We start from the raw sequence: 19,433 nt of genomic DNA on the forward strand, positions 1-19,433 counted from the left end.
ATTCTGTTAATTACTTAATTAAACGCGTGGCTGGCTCATGGCAGTAAGCATGTTGCCGTAAACAGCGTTTAACGAAGCAAGGTTTTTAGCTAAGCGACCAACCTCTTCCTTAAAGTTTTTCGAATCCTCAATAGACTCGTTAAAGTTTTGCATGGTAAGCGACAGATTGTGATAAAACGTGTTCATTGATTTTAAATGAGCAGTTGAATCCTGAAGCTCCAATTCGTAAACAGCGTTCAAGGCACCCAGGTTTTTGGCCAGGTTGTTTACCTGATCATGGTATGCTTTTGAATCAACGTTTGAGTTAGCCATTTCAGACAGGTTTGCCGATGCTTTCTCGAAAGATAAGCTCAGCTTATCATAGCTGGCAGTAGCTGTTTTTAACTTGGTAATGTATTCATTAGTGGCAACGCCTGCATCGCCAACAGTTGATATAGCGGCAACCTTATCGCCAAAGGTTCTTAAGTTATCGCCAAGGCTGCTGATCAGTTCAGGGCCAATTTTGGCATCGCTCAACATCTTGTCAAGTGCGGCAGTGTTTGAAAAACCTGTTTGCGCAGGTGCAGCAACACGTGCGGTAACGGTTGGTAATTCGCCATTGTAGTTGGCATCCAGTTCAGGGTATGCACGCGTCCAGTCAACTTCTTCGGTATCGCGCTGTAAGCCTAATATCAGGAACAGAACGGCTTCGGTAATTAAACCCACAGCGATCAAAGTTTCAGCGCCGGGGTAGTGGTTAATCTTAAATAACAGACCTATGATTACAACGGTAGCACCAATTGAAATAATGTTATCAATGCCGAATGATTTTTTCTTGAGAGCCATAAGATGTATAGTATGAGGGATTATATAATGTTGATCAAAGTAAAATACAATGTTAGCGCAATAAGGTTGAACTTATTGTTAATTATCGTTTATCTCTAATATCGCGGCCAACAAAGTGGGTTACGCAACGGAAACCGATATACGATTTTGCAGTGTCCTGGTACTCATAACTGCGGGTTGAATTTTGCAGGAAATAACCCACATCTTTCCACGATCCGCCGCGAACTACCTTGCGTTTTAATACTTCAGGGTCTGTCGCTTTGGCCTCGTAGTTAAAGGTTGGGGCCATATCATGCACAAAAGTTGAGGCTGATGGATCGTAGGCCGATGCTGTCCACTCGGCTACGTTACCGGCCATGTTATACAGGCCGTAATCATTAGGGAAATACGAGCGTACGTTTACCGTGTAAGCGCCGCCATCATCAGTATAATTACCACGGCCGGGCTTAAAGTTAGCCATTAAACAGCCTTTGGCATTTTTAACGTAAGGGCCACCCCAGGGGTAATCAGTACCAATACGGCCACCACGCGCGGCATATTCAAACTCGGCCTCGGTAGGCAGGCTGTATGGCATACGGTGCGGTAAACGGCGCGAATCTTTATAAGCATCGTTATAACGGGTACGCCATACGGTAAAGGCACGTGCCTGGCGCCATGTAACACCCACAACAGGGTAGTTACGGAAGGCCGGGTGAGAGAAATAACCCTCAACCATTGGCTCGTTGGCCGCGTACGAGAAATCGGTTAACCAAACCAGCGTATCCGGGTAAACATTCACCGTATCGCGGAAAATGAAATCAGAACGTTTGGCGCTTTTATCGTTTTTATGGTTGGCGGCATCGCGCATTACCATAATAGAGTAGTTGTATTTAAGCAGACGCACGTCAACCTCGTTACGGTCAAACACGCGGTCGTCGCCCTGGTAGTACATACCGTCAAGCTTGGCAGCGTTACCGGCATTGTTACCCCTGAAATTCCAGATAGGGTTCTTTTTTACATAATCCCAGTTGATGAACTTGCGGCCAGCTGCATTATTATTAGCGTTGGCATTGTTGCCGCCACGGGGTTGTATGTAATATTTTGGGTCGTTAAGGTAATTAGTGATGGCTATTGAATCGCGCACCCAGTTTACATATTGTTTATACTGTGTGTTTGATATCTCGGTTTGATCCATAAAAAAAGGTGATACGGTCACCTGTTTAGTTTGGGCTATTTGCGAGAAAGTAACATCCTGATCAGTTTGACCCATCAAAAACGAGCCTCCGGGTATGTAAACCATGTTGTACGGTACCTCTGATCTGAACGATTTTTGAGGCACCCCCGTTAGTTCGCCACGATCACTGCTTTTACAGGCAGAAAGCACCGAACCGGCCAGAAATATATAAAAGTAAATTTTTTTCATGTGGTGTTAACCTATCTGTAAATACACTTACAAATGTCCGAATATATAGTTTTAACTTCTTAAACAAAAAATATAACCATATAGCTGCAAATGCAATTGTGCAATTTACAGCTTTAATTGTATAAAACTATAAACCGTTCAATTACAAATAAGCGTCTGTAAGTACGATATTAACGAAAAATAAGGGGAAAGGGTTGCAAAAAAGTAAATAAATAACTGTTTGGTAACAGTTATTTATTTACTTGCTTACAGTACTGATCAATGGCCATGGTCATTGAAGGTGCTGCCGGCGTAGGTGCCGGAATATCTAAAATAAGGCCCGCTTCTAATACTGCTTTGTGCGTGGTGGCGCCAAAAGCGGCTATGCGTGTATTATTCTGTTTAAAATCGGGAAAGTTTTTGTACAGAGATTGTATACTCGACGGGCTGAAGAAAGCGATCACATCGTAAAATACTTCGGCCAGGTCTGACAAGTCGCTGCACACAGTGCGGAATAATACCGCAGGGGTGAAGTTATAACCGTTCTCTAACAAGAATTTTTGAGTTTCCTCAGCTGCAACGTCCGAACATGGGTACAGGAATTTTTCGCCTGAGTGCTTTTTCAATACCTCGGCCAAATCAGAGGCAGTTTGCTTGCCAAAGAATATCTTACGTTTGCGGTACTGAATATATTTTTGAAGGTAAAGCGCTATGGTTTCTGATAAGCAGAAGTACTTCATATCAACAGGTACCTCAAAGCGCATCTCCTCGCAAATGCGAAAAAAGTGGTCGGCTGAGTTGCGGCTGGTAAAAATTACCGCTGTAAAATCGGCCAAATTAATTTTCTCTTTACGAAAATCCTTGGCTGGTACACCCTCTACGTGAATGAACGATCTGAAGTCAATTTTCAGATTTAGCTTTTTAGCCAGTTCAGCGTATGGATTTTTGTCATTTTCGGGTTTAGGCAATGTAACCAAAATGCTTTTAACCCTCTTTTTTCTGTCTTCCAAAAGTCAATCTCCGTAATAACTAATCAATTATATTATATATTAAGTGCCTTTATCAAAATTAAAATAGGGCAAATTTCGAGGGCACAAAGATAGAGAAATAAATAAAATTTTGGAAATTTAAAGCTTGAAATAATAATTACGCTGTTACGCAGGTACAGCCAAATTAAAATTACGCCGGCAATAACCAATGCCATTAATAATACTAAAGTTGTTAACTGCGGATTAATTAATGTTAAACAAATTACCACCGGTAAAAACAGTATAGCAACGGTAAAGTAGGTTAAGCATAAAATGGTAATGTAGCGCTCTACCACCTCTTTTATAGCGAAAACCCATCCCAAAAACTTAAGCAGTATTATTTTTAAGGCGAACAGTAAAAGTACCGCCATTGATAGCGACAGATACAGCGCCATTCCCGCCACCTGGTAGTAAACCTGGTAATGTACCGATAGTTGGTACAGAAACAACCCGAACGTGAAGCCGAACAATACCAGCAGCCCTGTAAATACCCAAAAGCTAATAGGCGACCCTTCCTCGCCTTGCGAAAATAGCTGCATTTTAAATGCCGAGCGGAGTATATTATCTATCTCGCCCCCTATGGTCAAACGTAAAAAGCCGGTGTAAAGCAGCAGGGCAATAACAATACCTATTACCCACTGCCCGCGCACGGTACGGCCAATGCCGGTACCCGCCGTAGCTTTTGATGCGGGTTTTATATCCCAAAAACCGTAGCCTTTGTACAGGTACTTATCCAGCATTTGTTCAACAAACTGGTTGGGGCGCTCAGGGTCGGGTGCTTGGATGTAGAGCATGGCCAGCGAGTCGGACACGGCTTGCTCCTGTAGTTTTGCCGCAATGGCTACTGAGTCGAGCATGTGCATTTGGCGGGGGGCTTCGTAATAGCCGGTATCAGCCTCTGGTATCAGCTCGGTTTCGGTGCTGTCGGTTTGCGCGAACGCGGTACCGCATAGCGTGCTTAAAAAAAGTAATATGGCTAATAAGCGTGTCAAAACTGGCACAAAGGTAAGGGTTTAGGCTGTTAATTAAGATGTACTGACTATTAATTGCTTGTCAATCGGTATTTTTGCCCATCGGATGGCGGGAATTTACTTACATATACCTTTTTGCAAAAAAGCGTGTCATTACTGCGATTTTCATTTCAGTACTTCATTAAAATATAAGGATGAGCTTTTGGCTGCCATGCTGCGGGAGCTTGAACTGCAAAAAACTTATCTGCAAAGCGAAACCATTGAAACCATATATTTTGGCGGAGGCACCCCATCGTTGCTCACAGGTGCCGAAGTAAACCGACTGCTTGATACTATTACCCGCCTGCATACGGTTGCCGCCGGTGCTGAGATTACCCTGGAGGCTAACCCCGATGATCTGGATAAGGCTAAGGTGAATGAGTTGAGGCAAACCGATGTTAATCGCTTCAGCATCGGTATACAATCCTTTTTTGATGATGACTTGCTTTGGATGAACCGTGCCCACCAGGCCAGCGAAGCTGAGGCTTCGGTAATGCGCGCGCAGGATGCCGGGTTTGAGAATATTACGGTCGACCTGATTTATGGTTACCCCATGCTTACCGATACCAAATGGAAGCAGAATGTTGAAAAGGTTTTCGGGTTGAGCGTTCCGCATGTATCGGCCTACTCCATGACGGTGGAGCCGCAAACCGCCCTGGCATCATTCATCAGCAAAAAAAAACAACCACCCATGAACGAGCAGCAAAGCGCCGCCCAGTTCACCTACTTAATAGAGGCGATGGAAAGGCAGGGCTTTGAACAGTACGAAATATCAAACTTTTGCAAGCCTGGCCATTACTCGCGCCATAACTCCAATTACTGGAAAGGGGTGAAGTACCTGGGCATCGGCCCATCTGCACACTCATTTAATGGCGAAACCCGGCAGTGGAATGTGGCTAATAATCCAAAATACATACAGTCGTTAGAGTTGGGAACCATACCTGCCGAAACAGAGGTGCTTACCGAGGCAGACAGGCTGAACGAATACATCATGACATCGCTACGCACCATGTGGGGGCTTGATTTGAACCGGCTTAACCAAATAGCCGCCGGTGCCGCGGATGAACTACTGCCCCGTGCCGCCGAATTTCTTGAAAAGGAATGGCTCCTGCAAAAAGAGCGAACGCTCTATTTGACATCTGAGGGAAAACTTTATGCTGATCACATAGCGTCGGAGCTGTTCTTTTAGGTGTTATTCCTGGATGGGTTTGCTTTAGTATATTGATCTTCAATTGATTGCATGTGTTTTTCTGCTTTTGCAATCCGTGCTTGTGTTTGCAAGCGTACATCTATTATAAACATACCAATATTAAAATGAGAAGATTAATTATCGCGGCGTTTGTAATAGCAGCTATTGCAATTTCGCCTAAAAGTTATGCCCAAACCAAAGTAGTTGGTGGCGCGGCAATGTATCCGAACAAGGATATTATTGACAATGCCGTTAACTCAAAAGACCATACCACACTTGTAGCCGCTGTTAAAGCAGCCGGATTGGTTGAAACCTTGAAAGGTAAAGGCCCGTTCACGGTTTTTGCGCCAACTAACGAGGCTTTTAACAAATTGCCAGCCGGTACAGTTGATAACTTGGTTAAGCCTGAAAACAAGGCTACGCTTACCAAAATATTAACCTATCACGTAGTTGCCGGTAAAATGAGCGCTAAGGATTTAATGGCCAAAGCCAAATCGGCAACCCCAACATTAACCACAGTGCAAGGCGAAAAACTTACAGTAAAAGTTGAAGGCGGCAAGGTGTACCTTGTTGATGCTAAGGGCGGTAAATCATGGGTAACTATTGCTGATGTTAATCAGAGTAATGGTGTAATTCATGTAGTGAATACCGTATTAATGCCTTAATTAACCAATTATGAATGCGTTAAAAGGGTCGGCAATTTGTCGGCCCTTTTTTTGTCAGTACCATATCAAAAACCCATTTTGGTATGGATGATATTTGTTAAATAATTAATTTTGGATGTTAATTATTTGTGAACATGGGCATTACACTAACCCAAATTGATAAGGTTGATAATATCACAAAAGAGGATTTTATTAACAACTACCTGATACCCCGTAAACCGCTTGTTATACGCAAGGCTACCCAAACCTGGCCTGCACTGCAAAAGTGGACGTTTGAATATTTAAAGGAGGTGGTAGGCGACAGAACCGTGCCGCTTTACGATAGCTCAAAGGCCGACCCCTCGGCACCGATCAACGCGTCGGCGGCTGATATGAAGTTCGCTGATTATATCGATCTGATACAAAAGCAACCTACCGATCTGCGGATATTTTTATTTGATCCGATAAAGTTCGCGCCGAAACTACTGGACGATTACCGTTCACCATCCGATCTGATGGGAGGCTTTTTGGATAAATACCCCAACATGTTTTTTGGCGGAGCGGGTTCAATAACCTTTTTGCATTACGATATAGATATGGCGCACATATTCCACACGCATTTTCATGGGCGTAAGCACATTATATTGTTCGAGCAAAAATGGAGCGAGCGTTTATACTGCATGCCGTTTGCTACCTACGCGCTGGAGGATTACGATATAGCGAACCCCGACTTTGAAAAATTCCCGGCGCTGGATGGCATTGAAGGGCAGGAAACCATATTAGAGCATGGCGAAACCCTGTTCATGCCTACCGGTTTTTGGCATTGGATGAAGTATCTGGATGGCTCGTTCTCCATATCGCTGCGTGCCTGGGACAGATCATGGGCCATAAAGGCGCATAGCTTGTACAACCTTACCGTGCAACGCAAGTTTGATGATTTTATGAAAGGCCGTTTCAAAAAACGTTACATGGATTGGAAGGAAGATCTGGCCGTTAAACGAGCTAATAAAGCCCTTGCAAATGGTAAACCTGTATAGTTGTTTTAAACAAAATTGTTGTAATGGGGATGTCATTAAAAGTGATTATCCCCATTATATTTATATTATTAACCATTTCATAATATAAAAACAGTAATTTTATACGATCCGGCTAAAACATATATTCCGGTAATTTGTATGGGATTCAAACTTTCAGGCGTCGATACAGTAGAGAACATTTCTGCTGCCGATTTTAAAAAAAACTATCTTGACGCCCGTCGTCCGTTGGTTATAAAGGGGCTTACCAAAAGCTGGCCTGCCCGCGAAAAATGGACGGCTGAGTACATGAAAGAAATTGTGGGCGACAAAAGCGTACCACTTTACGATAATTCAAAGGCCGATCCGGCGAAGCCGATCAATACTTCGGCAGCGGTAATGCCTTTTAATGAATATATCGATCTGATAAAATCGCAACCTACCGAGCTGCGTATTTTCTTCTTTAATATATTTAAACATGCCCCGCAACTGCTGGATGATATTGTGTTGCCAAAGGAACTGATGGGCGGTTTTATTGAAAGCATGCCTGCCATGTTCTTCGGCGGATCAAACTCGGTTACTTTTTTACATTACGATATCGATCTTCCGCATATATTTCACACCCACTTTGGTGGCCGCAAGCATGTAATATTGTTTGAGAACAAGTGGAAAGAACGCCTGTACTGCTTACCTAATGCAACTTACGCGCTGGAGGATTATGATGTTGCTGATCCGGATATCAGCAAATTCCCGGCATTGGATGGCGTTGAAGGGCAGGAAGTTTTCCTGGAGCATGGCGATACCCTGTTTATGCCTACCGGTTACTGGCATTGGATGAAATATCTTGACGGATCATTTTCACTAAGCCTGCGCGCATGGGATGCTTCATTATCCCGCAAGGCAGCCAGCGTTTACAATTTGGCTGTAAAAGGCGGATTAGATAGTGTGCTTAAAATGGCCTTTAAAGAAAAGTATGCCAAATACCGCGAAGGCGTAGCCATTAAACGTGCCGAAAAAGCACTTGCCGATGGCCTGCCGTTGTAAAGCATCTTAGTGAAGTACAATAAACAGGCATGCGCCTGTAAAACATAGCCCGGTTATTATTTGCCCTGTTTTTTCAGAGCTTATCATAACCGGGTCTTTTTTATTAAAGTCGGCGTTCCATAACTCCTTTATTGTATGCGATTTTTTGTTGGGTTGAAAAAGCTCCCGCACTATGCCCATGAAGTATAGCACGCATACGCCGATAAAGCGAATTGCTCCACAAAAAACATCACGAAATATTACCTCGAAAAAGAATTCGAATATGAACTGCCCCATGCCGTTATGACGAGTGATCGCATACGATAAGCCACTCGCCCTTTATTTTGCGAAACCATAAAGTGAAGTAACCGCCCGGCGCGTCCTTTTCCCGTTTCAGGTTCCAGCCGCCTAACACAAAGGCGTTGGTTTTATCTATCAGGTTTACCTTTAATATCTTGAAGGTGAGGGTGCCCATGGCCGCCTTATCGGGATAGCCGCGTTTGTAGTTGTCCATTGTGTTTTGCCAGCCGTAGGTTGGGCCGCTTTTGCCTACAAAAGTCAATGAGTCTGATTTCCAGTAGGTTTGCATAAAGGTTTCAATGTCGCCATTGTTCCAGGCTTGGCGCTGCTTATCAAGTACCTTTAGTATTGCCTGCTTATCCTGCGCATGTGTAACAATAACACATAGAAGGAGTATAAATAGGGACAAAATGCGTTTCATGTCCTAAAATAAAACAATTAATTCACATTAACCTTGTAGCTTTGTACCAAATTGGTTTATGGTATGAAGAAACATGTACTATGTTTTGGCGAGGTTTTATGGGACACTTTTGCTGATGGCAAAAAAGCCGGAGGAGCGCCTATGAATGTGGCCCGCCACCTGGCCCAGCAAAAAGTTGAGGTTTCATTTGCAAGCCGCATCGGTAATGATGAATCAGGAAAGGAGCTTGAGCAGTTTTTAAAGGAGAACAACCTTTATTGTGCTTGCCTGCAGCATGACAACGAGTTGCCAACCTGCGAGGTTACCGTTGAGCTTGATGCCGATAACCAGGCGACCTATATTATACCCGAACCCGTATCGTGGGATAATATAAAGGCCGAAAAGGGTTTACGCAAACATGCCAAAAAGGTATCGGCCATAGTATATGGCAGCCTGGCATCGCGTAGCAAAACCACCCGCCACACGCTGCGTACGCTGCTGGATGAATCACCAGCATTAAAAATATTTGATGTTAACCTGCGTGCCCCGCACTTTGAGCTATCAACCATTGAAACCCTGGCCGCCAAGGCCGATGTGGTGAAGATGAACGAGGAGGAAGCTTACTTGCTGGTTGGCGCTAAGGACCATGATAATTTGAAGGAACATATCATCGAGTTCAAAAAGAAATATCATGTTAAAACAATATGTGTAACCCGTGGCGACAAAGGTGCCATGGTGCTGCATAACGGAAAGATTTACGAACACCCGGGCTTTAAAGTACAGGTTGAAGATACTGTAGGCGCCGGTGATGCTTTTTTAGCCACCTTTATAAAAGGCTTGTTAAAAGAGAGCCCGATGGAGCAGGTGCTTGAAAAAGCCTGCGCGGTGGGTGCATACGTAACCACCAGGCGCGGTGCCAACCCCGAGTATACCAAAGAGGAGATCAGGGCGATACGCGCGGCATTGTCTGAAGGCAAATAGTCGGCGGCATTGTCATTCCTGTTCCACAAAACCGGGGTGCTTAAACTTTTCAGGAAAATTATCCGTTAATTTAAGTTCAAGGAAAGGACAAATATGCGTGGTTATGGTTTTTCACAGTTTATTCCCCGGCAAGTACCCAAGGGTGGTTTTGACGAACTGCTAAAACTATTCCTTGAGTTACTCAACTACACCTCCGGCGATGCTGAAGAAGCATTGGCCTGGCTGAATGAGTTGGATAAACAATACAATATCACCAATGATGAATATGGCATGGGTGATTTTATTGACGAGCTAAAGCAACGTGGCTATTTAAATGAGGATGGCCGCAGCGGACAGTTCAGCATCACCGCCAAAACCGAGCAGAGCATTCGCCAGTCGGCATTAGAGGAAATATTTGGCAAGCTTAAAAAATCAGGCAAGGGTAATCACCGCTCACCGCAATCAGGCCAGGGCGATGAAAAGAATGCCGAGCGCCGTGAGTTTGAGTTTGGCGACAGCCTCGACCAGATAGACATGACGCAGAGCATCCACAATGCCCAGGTTAACCACGGCATTGGCGATTTTATGATGACCGAGCGCGATCTGGAAGTGGAGGAGATGGATTACAAAACCCTCACCTCGACCGTGCTGATGATCGATATATCGCACTCCATGATATTATATGGCGAGGACAGGATAACCCCGGCTAAAAAAGTAGCCATGGCCCTGGCCGAACTCATCCGCACTAAATACCCGAAGGATACATTGGATATTGTGGTTTTTGGCAACGATGCCTGGCCTATCAATTTGCAGGACTTGCCGTATTTACAGGTTGGCCCGTACCATACCAATACCTATGCGGGTTTGCAGCTGGCTACTGATATTCTGCGCAGGCGTAAAACACACAACAAGCAAATTTTTATGATAACCGATGGTAAGCCAACCTGTTTAAAGGAGGGCACCCGGTATTACAAGAACAGCATAGGGCTTGACCGCAAGGTGGTGAACAAAACGCTGAACATGGCCGCGCAGTGCAAGCGGTTAAAAATACCAATCACCACGTTCATGATCGCTAAGGACCCATACCTGCAACAATTTGTTCGCCAGTTTACCGAAACTAATGGTGGCAAGGCGTTCTACAGTTCACTAAACGGTTTGGGCGAATACATATTTGAGGATTACATAAAGAATAGAAGAAGGACGGTGAGGTGATTCTGAACCTGAATTTACTGAATTTTAGAATGGGCAGAATTTTTGAGCTCATTGTTTGAAACAGAATATTCAGGACTTTTGAACTAACATAATTACACTATCTGTAAAATCGCATCGGTGCAATCAAACATAAATCGGTGCAATCATAAATAATAATGAGTAACAAACTGCTTGAAATAAAAACACTTGGCCAGCTAAAGCAAACTGATTACCGCAGCCGCTCGGTTAAGGATGAGTTGAGAACTAACTTAATTGCGCAGCTTCAAAAAAGTGAGGATGGCTTTCAGGGCATCATCGGTTTTGAGGATACGGTGATACCTGATCTGCAAACGGCTATTTTGTCGCGCCATAACATATTGTTGCTGGGTTTACGCGGGCAAGCCAAAACACGTATAGCACGTTTACTGGTTAATTTGCTTGATGAATATACGCCATATATCGAGGGGTCAGAACTGTTTGATGATCCGCTGAACCCTATCTCGTGGTTCGGCCACAGCATCGTTACCGAAAAGGGTGATAATACACCAATCGCCTGGCTGCACCGCTCCGAGCGTTATACCGAAAAACTGGCCACGCCTGATGTTACCGTTGCTGATTTGATTGGCGATGTTGACCCCATCAAGGCAGCTACCATGAAGCTGACCTATTCGGACGAGCGCGTTATTCACTTCGGCTTGATACCCCGTGCGCACCGTGGCATATTTGTTATTAATGAGCTGCCCGATCTTCAGGCGCGTATACAGGTATCGCTGTTCAACATCCTGCAAGAAAAAGATATTCAGATACGTGGTTTTAAACTGCGCTTGCCGCTTGATATACAGTTTGTGTTTACCGCCAACCCGGAGGATTATACCAACCGCGGATCAATAGTAACGCCGCTGAAAGACCGTATAGAGAGCCAGATATTAACGCATTATCCACGCTCTGTGGAGATATCGCGTAAGATCACCCAACAGGAAGCCTTGTTGACATCGGAGCAAAAAACAGCTATTGAGGCCGATGGGCTGGTAAAGGATCTGGTTGAGCAGATAGCCTTTGAAGCACGTAACTCCGAGTATATCGATAAAAAATCGGGCGTGTCCGCACGTTTAACTATATCGGCTTATGAGAATTTGATCAGCAATGCCGAACGCCGCATGATCATTAATCATGAGCCGAGCACATTTGTTCGTATTACCGACTTTTTAGGTGTTATCCCGGCAATAACCGGTAAAATTGAGCTGGTTTACGAGGGTGAGTTGGAAGGCCCGGCTAAGGTAGCTAACCTGCTTATAGGCAAGGCCATTAAAAGCTTGCTGCTGCAATTCTTCCCTGATCCGGAGAAAGCCAAAAAATCAAAAGCGCCTAACCCGTATGCCGAAATTGTGAACTGGTTTGGCAATGGCAACACCATAGCGCTGATTGACATCTTGCCTGCTGCCGATTATAAAAAGTTGCTGAACGATGTGCCGGGATTAAAGGCATTTGTAAAACAGTTTCACCCAAGGCTGAGCGAGAACCAGCAATTGCTGCTGATGGAGTTTGTGCTGCATGGTTTAGCCGAGTTTTCGCAATTGAACAAAGGATTTTTGGATAATGGCTTCGCGTTTTCGGACATGTTCAACAGTTTGTTTAATTTGCAGCCCGACGACGAGGACGATGATATTGACCTTGACGACGACCGGTATTAACAATAACTATGCAAGCAAAAATCCTAACCGTCACTTTAATAAGCATCATACTTTTAGTGGCCGATGTTTATGTGATCAGCGGCATAAGGGGAGCATTCCCTAAATGGCGATTTGTACAAAAAAAGATATTTACTACGCTGTTCCTCAGCTTTTCGGTATTGCTCATCATCGGGCTGTACTTTGGGGTTTACGTTAAAATAAATGTAGGTATCCGCGCCGCGCTGATGCTGGTATTCTTTTTACAGGCCATTGTTAAGGCGGTATTTGTACTGTTTGTATTTATTGATGATATCCGCAGGTTTTTCGCTAAGCTCATCAACCGCAACAAAAAGCAACCGGAGCCGGTTTCGGTACCCGTTACTGAGGGTGAGCCTAAGCTGCCCGCTATGCCCCGTTCGGAGTTTTTGATGAAGGCCGGTTTGCTTGCCGGTATGGTTCCGCTGGCCGCTATGGGCTACTCATCCATGACGAGCGTGTACGATTACCAGGTTCGTCGCCGTAAATTATACCTGCCTAATTTGCCTAAAAAATTTGATGGCTTGCTGTTAGGGCAAATATCCGATATACACTCCGGTAGCTTTTACAAAAAGAAAGCCGTAGTTGGCGGTGTTGAAATGCTGCTTGCCGAAAAGCCCGACCTGATATTTTTTACCGGTGATTTGGTAAACGATATCGCGCCCGAAATGCGCGATTATCAGGATATATTCAGTAAGGTAAAAGCGCCGTTGGGTGTATTCTCAACATTAGGTAACCACGATTATGGCGACTATGCCTGGTGGCCGGATGCTGCCGCCAAAAAGAGGAACCTCGAGGATTTGAAAGCCACCCACAAAAACATGGGTTGGGACTTACTGATGAATACCCACCGCCGCCTTAAGGTTGATGGCGAGGAGTTAGGTATACTGGGTATCGAAAATTGGGCCGCGCTTAGCCGTTTCCCACGCTATGGCCGTATGGATCTGGCTACTAAGGATACTGATGATCTGCCGGTAAAACTCCTGCTCTCGCATGATCCATCGCACTGGCGCGCCGAGGTATTGCCAAAATATCAGCAGATAGATGCCATGTTCTCAGGTCATACCCACGGTATGCAGTTTGGTGTACGTACCGAGGAGTTTCAGTGGAGCCCTATAAAATATGTGTATAACGAATGGGCCGGGCACTACCAGCAAGGCAAGCAGCAGTTATATGTAAATGTGGGTTATGGCTTTATTGGTTACACCGGGCGTATTGGTATATTACCAGAGATAACGATATTTGAATTAAAAGCCGGCCACGATCCTGACCCCACCTGGATATAAACCACTACCGGCTGTATAAACCGAATGAAAAAACTGTTGCAGCCGGTGCTCAACTTCTTATTGTTCAGCAATGTGTTTATGGCCTTGTGTGCCGTGGCGCAGGCGCTGGTAACTTTTCATTTAATAGGTGCCAAACCTATTTACCCGGTGTTGGCGTTGCTGTTCACCTCAACCCTCGGCATATATAACTTTTGTATACTGATAACCCGGCCCAAGGCGCCATTGCGTTCGCCGTATGTGCGGGTACGCTGGTTTTTTAGTCATTACAGGTTAATGGTATCATTCACCATAATATGTCTGCTGTCGCTTATCCCCTTATTTTTTATGGTATCGCTCCCGGCAAAAATATTGCTGGTATTTATGGGGGCGTTATCGGTGTTATATGGCTTGCCGCTGTTTAGCTTGGGGGCGCAAAGGTTTGGGTTGCGTAATATACCCGGACTTAAAGCTATACTGATCACCTTGGTTTGGGTAGGGAGCTGCGTACTGTTACCACTGTTGGAAGCACAGGAACGACATTTAGCCAGCATCAGCATGCGCGATATGATGATACTCACTGCCAAACGCTTTCTGTTCATTGGCGCGCTAACAGTTCCGTTTGATATTCGCGACCTGTTTCAGGACAGGCAAACCGGCGTAAAAACCATCCCCGTAGTTTGGGGCGAACGGAACGCTTACCTGTTTTGCCAGTTCCTGCTGGCTGGGTATATATTGCTGCTGTTCATGTTTCGCCATAATGGATTCAATGCCGATTTTTTCGCGCTAACGCTAACGGCACTACTAACCGGATGGCTCATTTTCAGATCTACCTGGGAGAAGAACGAGTACTATTACTTTTTTTACCTCGATGGTGTGCTCATACTGCAATATGTAATTGTACTTGCCTTTAGTATGCTAAAAAGTTATGGTGGCTAACTACAACAAAACGGCCTGGTTTTATGATGGCCTTGCCCGGCTGGTGTTTGGCAACGCGCTAAAAAATTCACAACGGCACCTGTTGCCACTTATCCAAAAAAATGCACGGGTATTAATTATCGGCGGCGGCACCGGTCAAACCCTCGAAGATCTGGCCGCGCTGCAATATGGGGGCCTGCACATCACCTTTGTTGAAATATCAGCCAACATGACGGCCATTGCCCGCAAACGAAACGCGGGAGCCAACCAGGTGAATTTTATTGTTGATGCCGTAGAGCAGGTGCATTTCGATACTAATTTTGATACTATCTTCACCGGTTTCCTGTTCGATAACTACCCGCAGCACGGCGCCGAAGCATTGATAAACCAGCTAAGCCAACACCTTAAACCCGGCGGCTTATGGCTTAATACCGATTTTCAGCTCACCGGCAAATGGTGGCAGCCGCTGTTACTAAAAACCATGTACACTTTTTTCAGGATGTTCAGCCAGATACCGGTATTGAAACTACCCAATGTTGATCAGGTTTTTGCATCACAAGGGTATAAGGTTATTGCAAGCGGTACCTTTTATGGTGATTTTATATTGACGAAGGGGTATAAGAAGGGGTTGAAGTCAATGTTGTAATAACGGATAAGATTAGCCTCTTTGTCATGCTGAGCTTGTCGATGTACTCGCCGCTTGGTAAGGCCCCCGCTCGCCCCTTCGACAAGCTCAGGGTGACATGGCCTGCGCTACTTTTATTTGTTTGTCCTAAAGAGATTGCTTCGTACCAATGACGTAAACGTTTAAATCCCCCTCGAGGAGGATTTAGGAGGGGTCAAAAAAGCCCTGCAAGCTTAACGCCGGCAGGGCTTTGGTGTAAGATTAACTATTATAGAAAGGCTGAAAGCTTTGGGCTGGCCATTTGCTTTCAGCGTCGTCTATTGCGTGTGTTGTTTATGAGCAACCCATTGAGTTACCGCAGTTCAAGCATTTATAGCAGGTGCCTGAGCGTACCGTAGTGTGGCCACATACGTTACAACTTGGCGCGTCGCTTTGTACACCCATGCTCAAATCAACCGATAGCTGGTGCTGGGCACCGCCTTTAGTTTCGGTAGCGGTTACCGCTTTGGCTGGCTCGGGTGTGTAAACGTTGGTTGCATCGGTATTGTAGTCGTCATCGTCAAAACCATGACCAACAACCGCTTTATCCTCGGTAATTATGTGTACAAGATCGGTACGGTTAAGGTACTCGTAACCCAGCATCCTGAAAATGTAGTCGATGATAGAGGTAGCGCTCTTGATGTTAGCATGACCCATTACCATACCGGCCGGTTCAAAGCGGGTAAAGGTGAATTTTTCTACATACTCCTCAAGCGGCACACCATACTGCAAGCCTACCGATACGGCAATGGCAAAACAGTTCATCAACGAGCGGAAGGTTGCACCCTCTTTGTGCATATCCACAAATATCTCACCTAATGTACCATCCTCATATTCACCAGTGCGAACAAAAACGGTTTGGCCGTCAACACTGGCTTTTTGGGTATAGCCACGGCGTTTAAACGGCAGGCTCTTTTTCTGTATTACGCGGGATAACTGGCGCATAAAGCGGGTATCCTTTGATTTTTCGATGATGGCCATAGCTGCTTCCAATACCTGGTCGGCAGTAAGGTCGCTTAGCTTAACGTTAGCGGCCTCGCCTAATACTTCCTCTACCGATTCAAGAGATTCTTCGGCTTCCTCCTTAACGTCAGATTTGGTTGATAACGGTTGCGATAATTTACAGCCATCACGATAAAGAGCGTTAGCTTTTAAGCCCAGTTTCCACGATAGTTCGTAGCAGTCTTTTATCTCATCAACCTTAGCCTCGTTGGGCAGGTTAATGGTTTTTGATATAGCGCCCGACAGGAACGGCTGTGCCGCAGCCATCATTTTAATGTGGCCATGCGCATGTATGTAACGCTCGCCCTTAGCGCCGCATTTGTTAGCGCAATCAAATATCGGGTAATGTTCTTCTTTAAGGTATGGAGCTCCCTCAATTGTCATTGTACCGCAAACGTATTCGTTAGCCTCGGCAATTTGTTTTTTGGTGAAACCTAAAGCACGCAGCAGGTTAAAATCAGGCGCGTTGTATTGCTCGGCAGTAAAACCAAGGCGTTTAATGGCTTCCTCGCCCAAAGTCCAAATGTTGAACGCGAACGAAATTTCGAAAGCAGATACAACCGCTTTATCCAGTTTTTCCAGTTCGGTATCGGTAAGACCTTTTGCTTTCAGGCTTTCCAGGTTAACGTGCGGCGCGCCTTTTAAGGTAGCGGCACCTTTAGCGTAGTTTACAATGGCAGTAATTTCGTGCTCCCTGTAACCCAGGTTCTGCAAGGCCTCGGGTACAGCCTGGTTAATAATTTTGAAATAACCGCCGCCTGATAGTTTTTTGAATTTAACCAGCGCGAAGTCGGGCTCGATACCGGTAGTATCGCAATCCATAACTAAACCGATGGTGCCTGTTGGAGCGATAACAGTAGTTTGCGCGTTGCGGTAACCGTATTTCTCGCCCATTTCAACAGCCTTATCCCAGGCGTTGCAAGCAGCTGATAACAGGTAATCCGGACAAACCTTTTGGTCAATTCCCGGAGGCAGTATCTCCAGGCTTTCGTAGTTTTCGGTTGAGTTGTATGCCGCGTAGCGGTGGTTGCGCATTACACGCAGCATGTGTTGCTTATTATCCTCGTAACGACGGAAGGTACCCAGCTCGCGGGCCAGTTCGGCCGATGTAGCGTAGGCAGTACCCGTCATGATAGCGGTGATAGCGCCGCCAATAGCACGGGCTTTATCACTATCGTAAGGGATGCCGTTAACCATTAATGCCGAACCCAGGTTAGCGTAGCCTAAACCAAGCGTACGATAATCGTATGATAGTTCGGCAACTTCTTTTGATGGGAATTGCGCCATCAGTACTGATATCTCTAGCACTACTGTCCATATACGGCAGGCGTGTTCGTAGCCTCTAACATCAAACACACGGGTTTCTTTGTTAAAGAAGTGAGCAAGGTTGATAGATGCCAGGTTACATGCGGTGTTATCCAAAAACATGTACTCCGAACATGGGTTTGATGCGTTGATACGGCCACCTTCGGGGCAGGTATGCCACTCGTTAATGGTAGTATCATATTGCACACCTGGATCGGCACAAGCCCAGGCCGCGAAAGCGATATCGTCCCATAGTTTTTGTGATGATATTGATTTAACGGTTTTACCATTCATACGGCCAACCAGATCCCAATTCTTACCCTCATTAAGGGCATGGAAAAAGCTGTTAGGTATACGTACCGAGTTGTTTGAGTTTTGGCCTGATACGGTGCGGTAAGCTTCGCCCTCGTAGTCTGACGAATAACCGGCAGCAATAAGCGCGGCTACTTTTTTCTCCTCCTCAACTTTCCAGTTTACAAAGCCTTCAATTTCCGGGTGATCCAGATCAAGGCAAACCATTTTAGCCGCGCGGCGTGTAGTACCGCCCGATTTGATGGCACCTGCCGCCCTGTCGCCAATTTTAAGGAACGACATCAGGCCTGATGAATAACCACCGCCTGATAGTTTTTCGTTCTCGCCACGGATGCGTGAGAAGTTGGTACCCACACCCGAACCGTATTTGAAGATACGTGCCTCACGTACCCAAAGGTCCATGATGCCACCTTCGTTAACCAGGTCATCATCTACAGAAAGGATGAAACAGGCGTGAGGCTGCGGGCGCTCGTAAGCCGAGGTTGATTTGGTAAGCGTTTCGGTAACCGGGTCAATATAGTAGTGACCCTGTGGTTTGCCGGTAATGCCGTATGAAGTATGTAAACCTGTGTTAAACCATTGCGGCGAGTTTGGCGCTGCCAGCTGGCCGGTAATGGTATACACTATCTCGTCGTAAAACACCTGGGCATCCTGCGGGGTGGCGAAGTAGCCGTAACGGCTGCCCCATTCCTTCCAGCAATTGGCCATGCGGTGAGCCACTTGTTTAATGCTTTTTTCTGATCCGGTGCTGCCGTCGGGTTGCGGAACCCCGGCCTTACGGAAATATTTTTGAGCCAAAATATCAGTTGCCACCTGCGACCACGATGACGGTACTTCAACATCATTCATCTCAAACACCGCGTCGCCCGATGGGTTGCGGATAACGGATGAGCGTTTTTCGTATTTAAACAGGTCAAACACCGGGGTACCCTCAGTGGTAAAATACCTGCTAAACTTCAGTCCTTTGCCTGCTGAAGCTGCTGATTTTTTTGGAATGCTTTTGCCCATAGCTACTTAATATTATTATTTAACGTGTCAGTTCTATTACGATTAATTGTGTCAGTCAAAAAATCTATAAGAGTTTTTAATCAAATTTACCTTCGGCGGCGGCTTGATACAATTTGAGTTTTCCACATACCAACATAGTAACTCACGTCCATCCATAAGGCTTAGTATGAGAAGTTAAAATATCGCCATTTCACGGTGTGGAAAACTAAAAATTCACACTTTTTTAAGGCGCATTTAACAAATTTTGCTATATAAAATTGAACCCCTTTTGTTTTAAACAACTACATTTATT

Annotated in this window: 16 protein-coding genes; 10 read left to right on the plus strand and 6 right to left on the minus strand. The window is 45.3% G+C overall.

Going from position 1 to position 19,433, the window contains the following annotated elements; genetic code table 11:
- Positions 1 to 18: 18 nt before the first annotated feature.
- From gldL to IM792_RS14495, 4 genes are all read right to left on the minus strand, one after another.
- Complete coding sequence (gldL, locus tag IM792_RS14480) at positions 19 to 825, minus strand: gliding motility protein GldL (RefSeq protein WP_194102599.1); 807 nt, start codon at positions 823 to 825, stop codon at positions 19 to 21.
- Between the two features lie 82 nt (positions 826 to 907).
- Positions 908 to 2,227, minus strand: coding sequence for an SUMF1/EgtB/PvdO family nonheme iron enzyme (locus tag IM792_RS14485; RefSeq protein WP_194102601.1), 1,320 nt, complete (start codon positions 2,225 to 2,227; stop codon positions 908 to 910).
- 230 nt (positions 2,228 to 2,457) lie between these two features.
- Positions 2,458 to 3,216: a uroporphyrinogen-III synthase gene (locus IM792_RS14490; RefSeq protein WP_194102602.1), complete on the minus strand. Its 759-nt coding sequence runs from the start codon at positions 3,214 to 3,216 to the stop codon at positions 2,458 to 2,460.
- 32 nt (positions 3,217 to 3,248) lie between these two features.
- Positions 3,249 to 4,235, minus strand: a complete 987-nt coding sequence (locus IM792_RS14495; RefSeq protein WP_194102603.1) for a DUF4271 domain-containing protein — start codon at positions 4,233 to 4,235, stop codon at positions 3,249 to 3,251.
- Positions 4,236 to 4,311: 76 nt separating this feature from the next.
- Here IM792_RS14495 and hemW point away from each other — a divergent pair, with 76 nt between their 5' ends.
- From hemW to IM792_RS14515, 4 genes are all read left to right on the plus strand, one after another.
- A complete protein-coding gene (hemW, locus tag IM792_RS14500; RefSeq protein ID WP_194102605.1) occupies positions 4,312 to 5,433 on the plus strand; it encodes a radical SAM family heme chaperone HemW in 1,122 nt (373 codons plus the stop codon).
- Positions 5,434 to 5,558: 125 nt separating this feature from the next.
- Positions 5,559 to 6,098 (plus strand): fasciclin domain-containing protein, encoded by a 540-nt coding sequence (locus IM792_RS14505; protein ID WP_194102606.1) that lies wholly within the window; start codon positions 5,559 to 5,561, stop codon positions 6,096 to 6,098.
- A gap of 134 nt (positions 6,099 to 6,232) precedes the next feature.
- Positions 6,233 to 7,114 (plus strand): cupin-like domain-containing protein, encoded by an 882-nt coding sequence (locus IM792_RS14510; protein ID WP_194102607.1) that lies wholly within the window; start codon positions 6,233 to 6,235, stop codon positions 7,112 to 7,114.
- A gap of 138 nt (positions 7,115 to 7,252) precedes the next feature.
- Positions 7,253 to 8,134 carry a cupin-like domain-containing protein gene (locus tag IM792_RS14515; protein ID WP_194102608.1) on the plus strand — a complete coding sequence of 294 codons (882 nt, stop codon included), beginning with the start codon at positions 7,253 to 7,255 and terminating at the stop codon, positions 8,132 to 8,134.
- A 280-nt stretch (positions 8,135 to 8,414) separates the two neighbouring features.
- On the opposite strand, the gene IM792_RS14520 is transcribed toward IM792_RS14515, so the two are convergent.
- The gene (locus IM792_RS14520; RefSeq protein WP_194102609.1) at positions 8,415 to 8,834 is read right to left on the minus strand and encodes a nuclear transport factor 2 family protein; all 420 of its coding nucleotides are present in this window, start codon (positions 8,832 to 8,834) and stop codon (positions 8,415 to 8,417) included.
- Between the two features lie 63 nt (positions 8,835 to 8,897).
- On the opposite strand from IM792_RS14520, the gene IM792_RS14525 reads away from it, so the two are divergent.
- The 6 genes from IM792_RS14525 (at position 8,898) to IM792_RS14550 (ending at position 15,496) form a co-directional block, all read left to right on the plus strand.
- Entirely contained in the window at positions 8,898 to 9,794 is an 897-nt protein-coding gene (locus IM792_RS14525; RefSeq protein WP_194102610.1) for a carbohydrate kinase, read from the plus strand.
- A 93-nt stretch (positions 9,795 to 9,887) separates the two neighbouring features.
- Positions 9,888 to 10,985 (plus strand): VWA domain-containing protein, encoded by a 1,098-nt coding sequence (locus IM792_RS14530; protein ID WP_194102611.1) that lies wholly within the window; start codon positions 9,888 to 9,890, stop codon positions 10,983 to 10,985.
- A gap of 155 nt (positions 10,986 to 11,140) precedes the next feature.
- Positions 11,141 to 12,655 carry a sigma 54-interacting transcriptional regulator gene (locus IM792_RS14535; protein WP_194102612.1) on the plus strand — a complete coding sequence of 505 codons (1,515 nt, stop codon included), beginning with the start codon at positions 11,141 to 11,143 and terminating at the stop codon, positions 12,653 to 12,655.
- A gap of 8 nt (positions 12,656 to 12,663) precedes the next feature.
- On the plus strand, positions 12,664 to 13,956 hold the full coding sequence (locus tag IM792_RS14540) for a metallophosphoesterase (RefSeq protein WP_194102613.1): 1,293 nt from the start codon (positions 12,664 to 12,666) through the stop codon (positions 13,954 to 13,956).
- Between the two features lie 24 nt (positions 13,957 to 13,980).
- A complete protein-coding gene (locus IM792_RS14545; RefSeq protein ID WP_194102614.1) occupies positions 13,981 to 14,871 on the plus strand; it encodes a hypothetical protein in 891 nt (296 codons plus the stop codon).
- Entirely contained in the window at positions 14,861 to 15,496 is a 636-nt protein-coding gene (locus IM792_RS14550) for a class I SAM-dependent methyltransferase (RefSeq protein WP_194102615.1), read from the plus strand. Before IM792_RS14545 ends, IM792_RS14550 begins: the two co-directional genes overlap by 11 nt.
- A gap of 312 nt (positions 15,497 to 15,808) precedes the next feature.
- On the opposite strand, the gene IM792_RS14555 is transcribed toward IM792_RS14550, so the two are convergent.
- Entirely contained in the window at positions 15,809 to 19,141 is a 3,333-nt protein-coding gene (locus IM792_RS14555) for a vitamin B12-dependent ribonucleotide reductase (protein WP_194102616.1), read from the minus strand.
- Positions 19,142 to 19,433: the final 292 nt, after the last annotated feature.

The sequence above is a fragment of the Mucilaginibacter sp. JRF genome (assembly GCF_015223065.1).
Taxonomy (GTDB): domain Bacteria; phylum Bacteroidota; class Bacteroidia; order Sphingobacteriales; family Sphingobacteriaceae; genus Mucilaginibacter.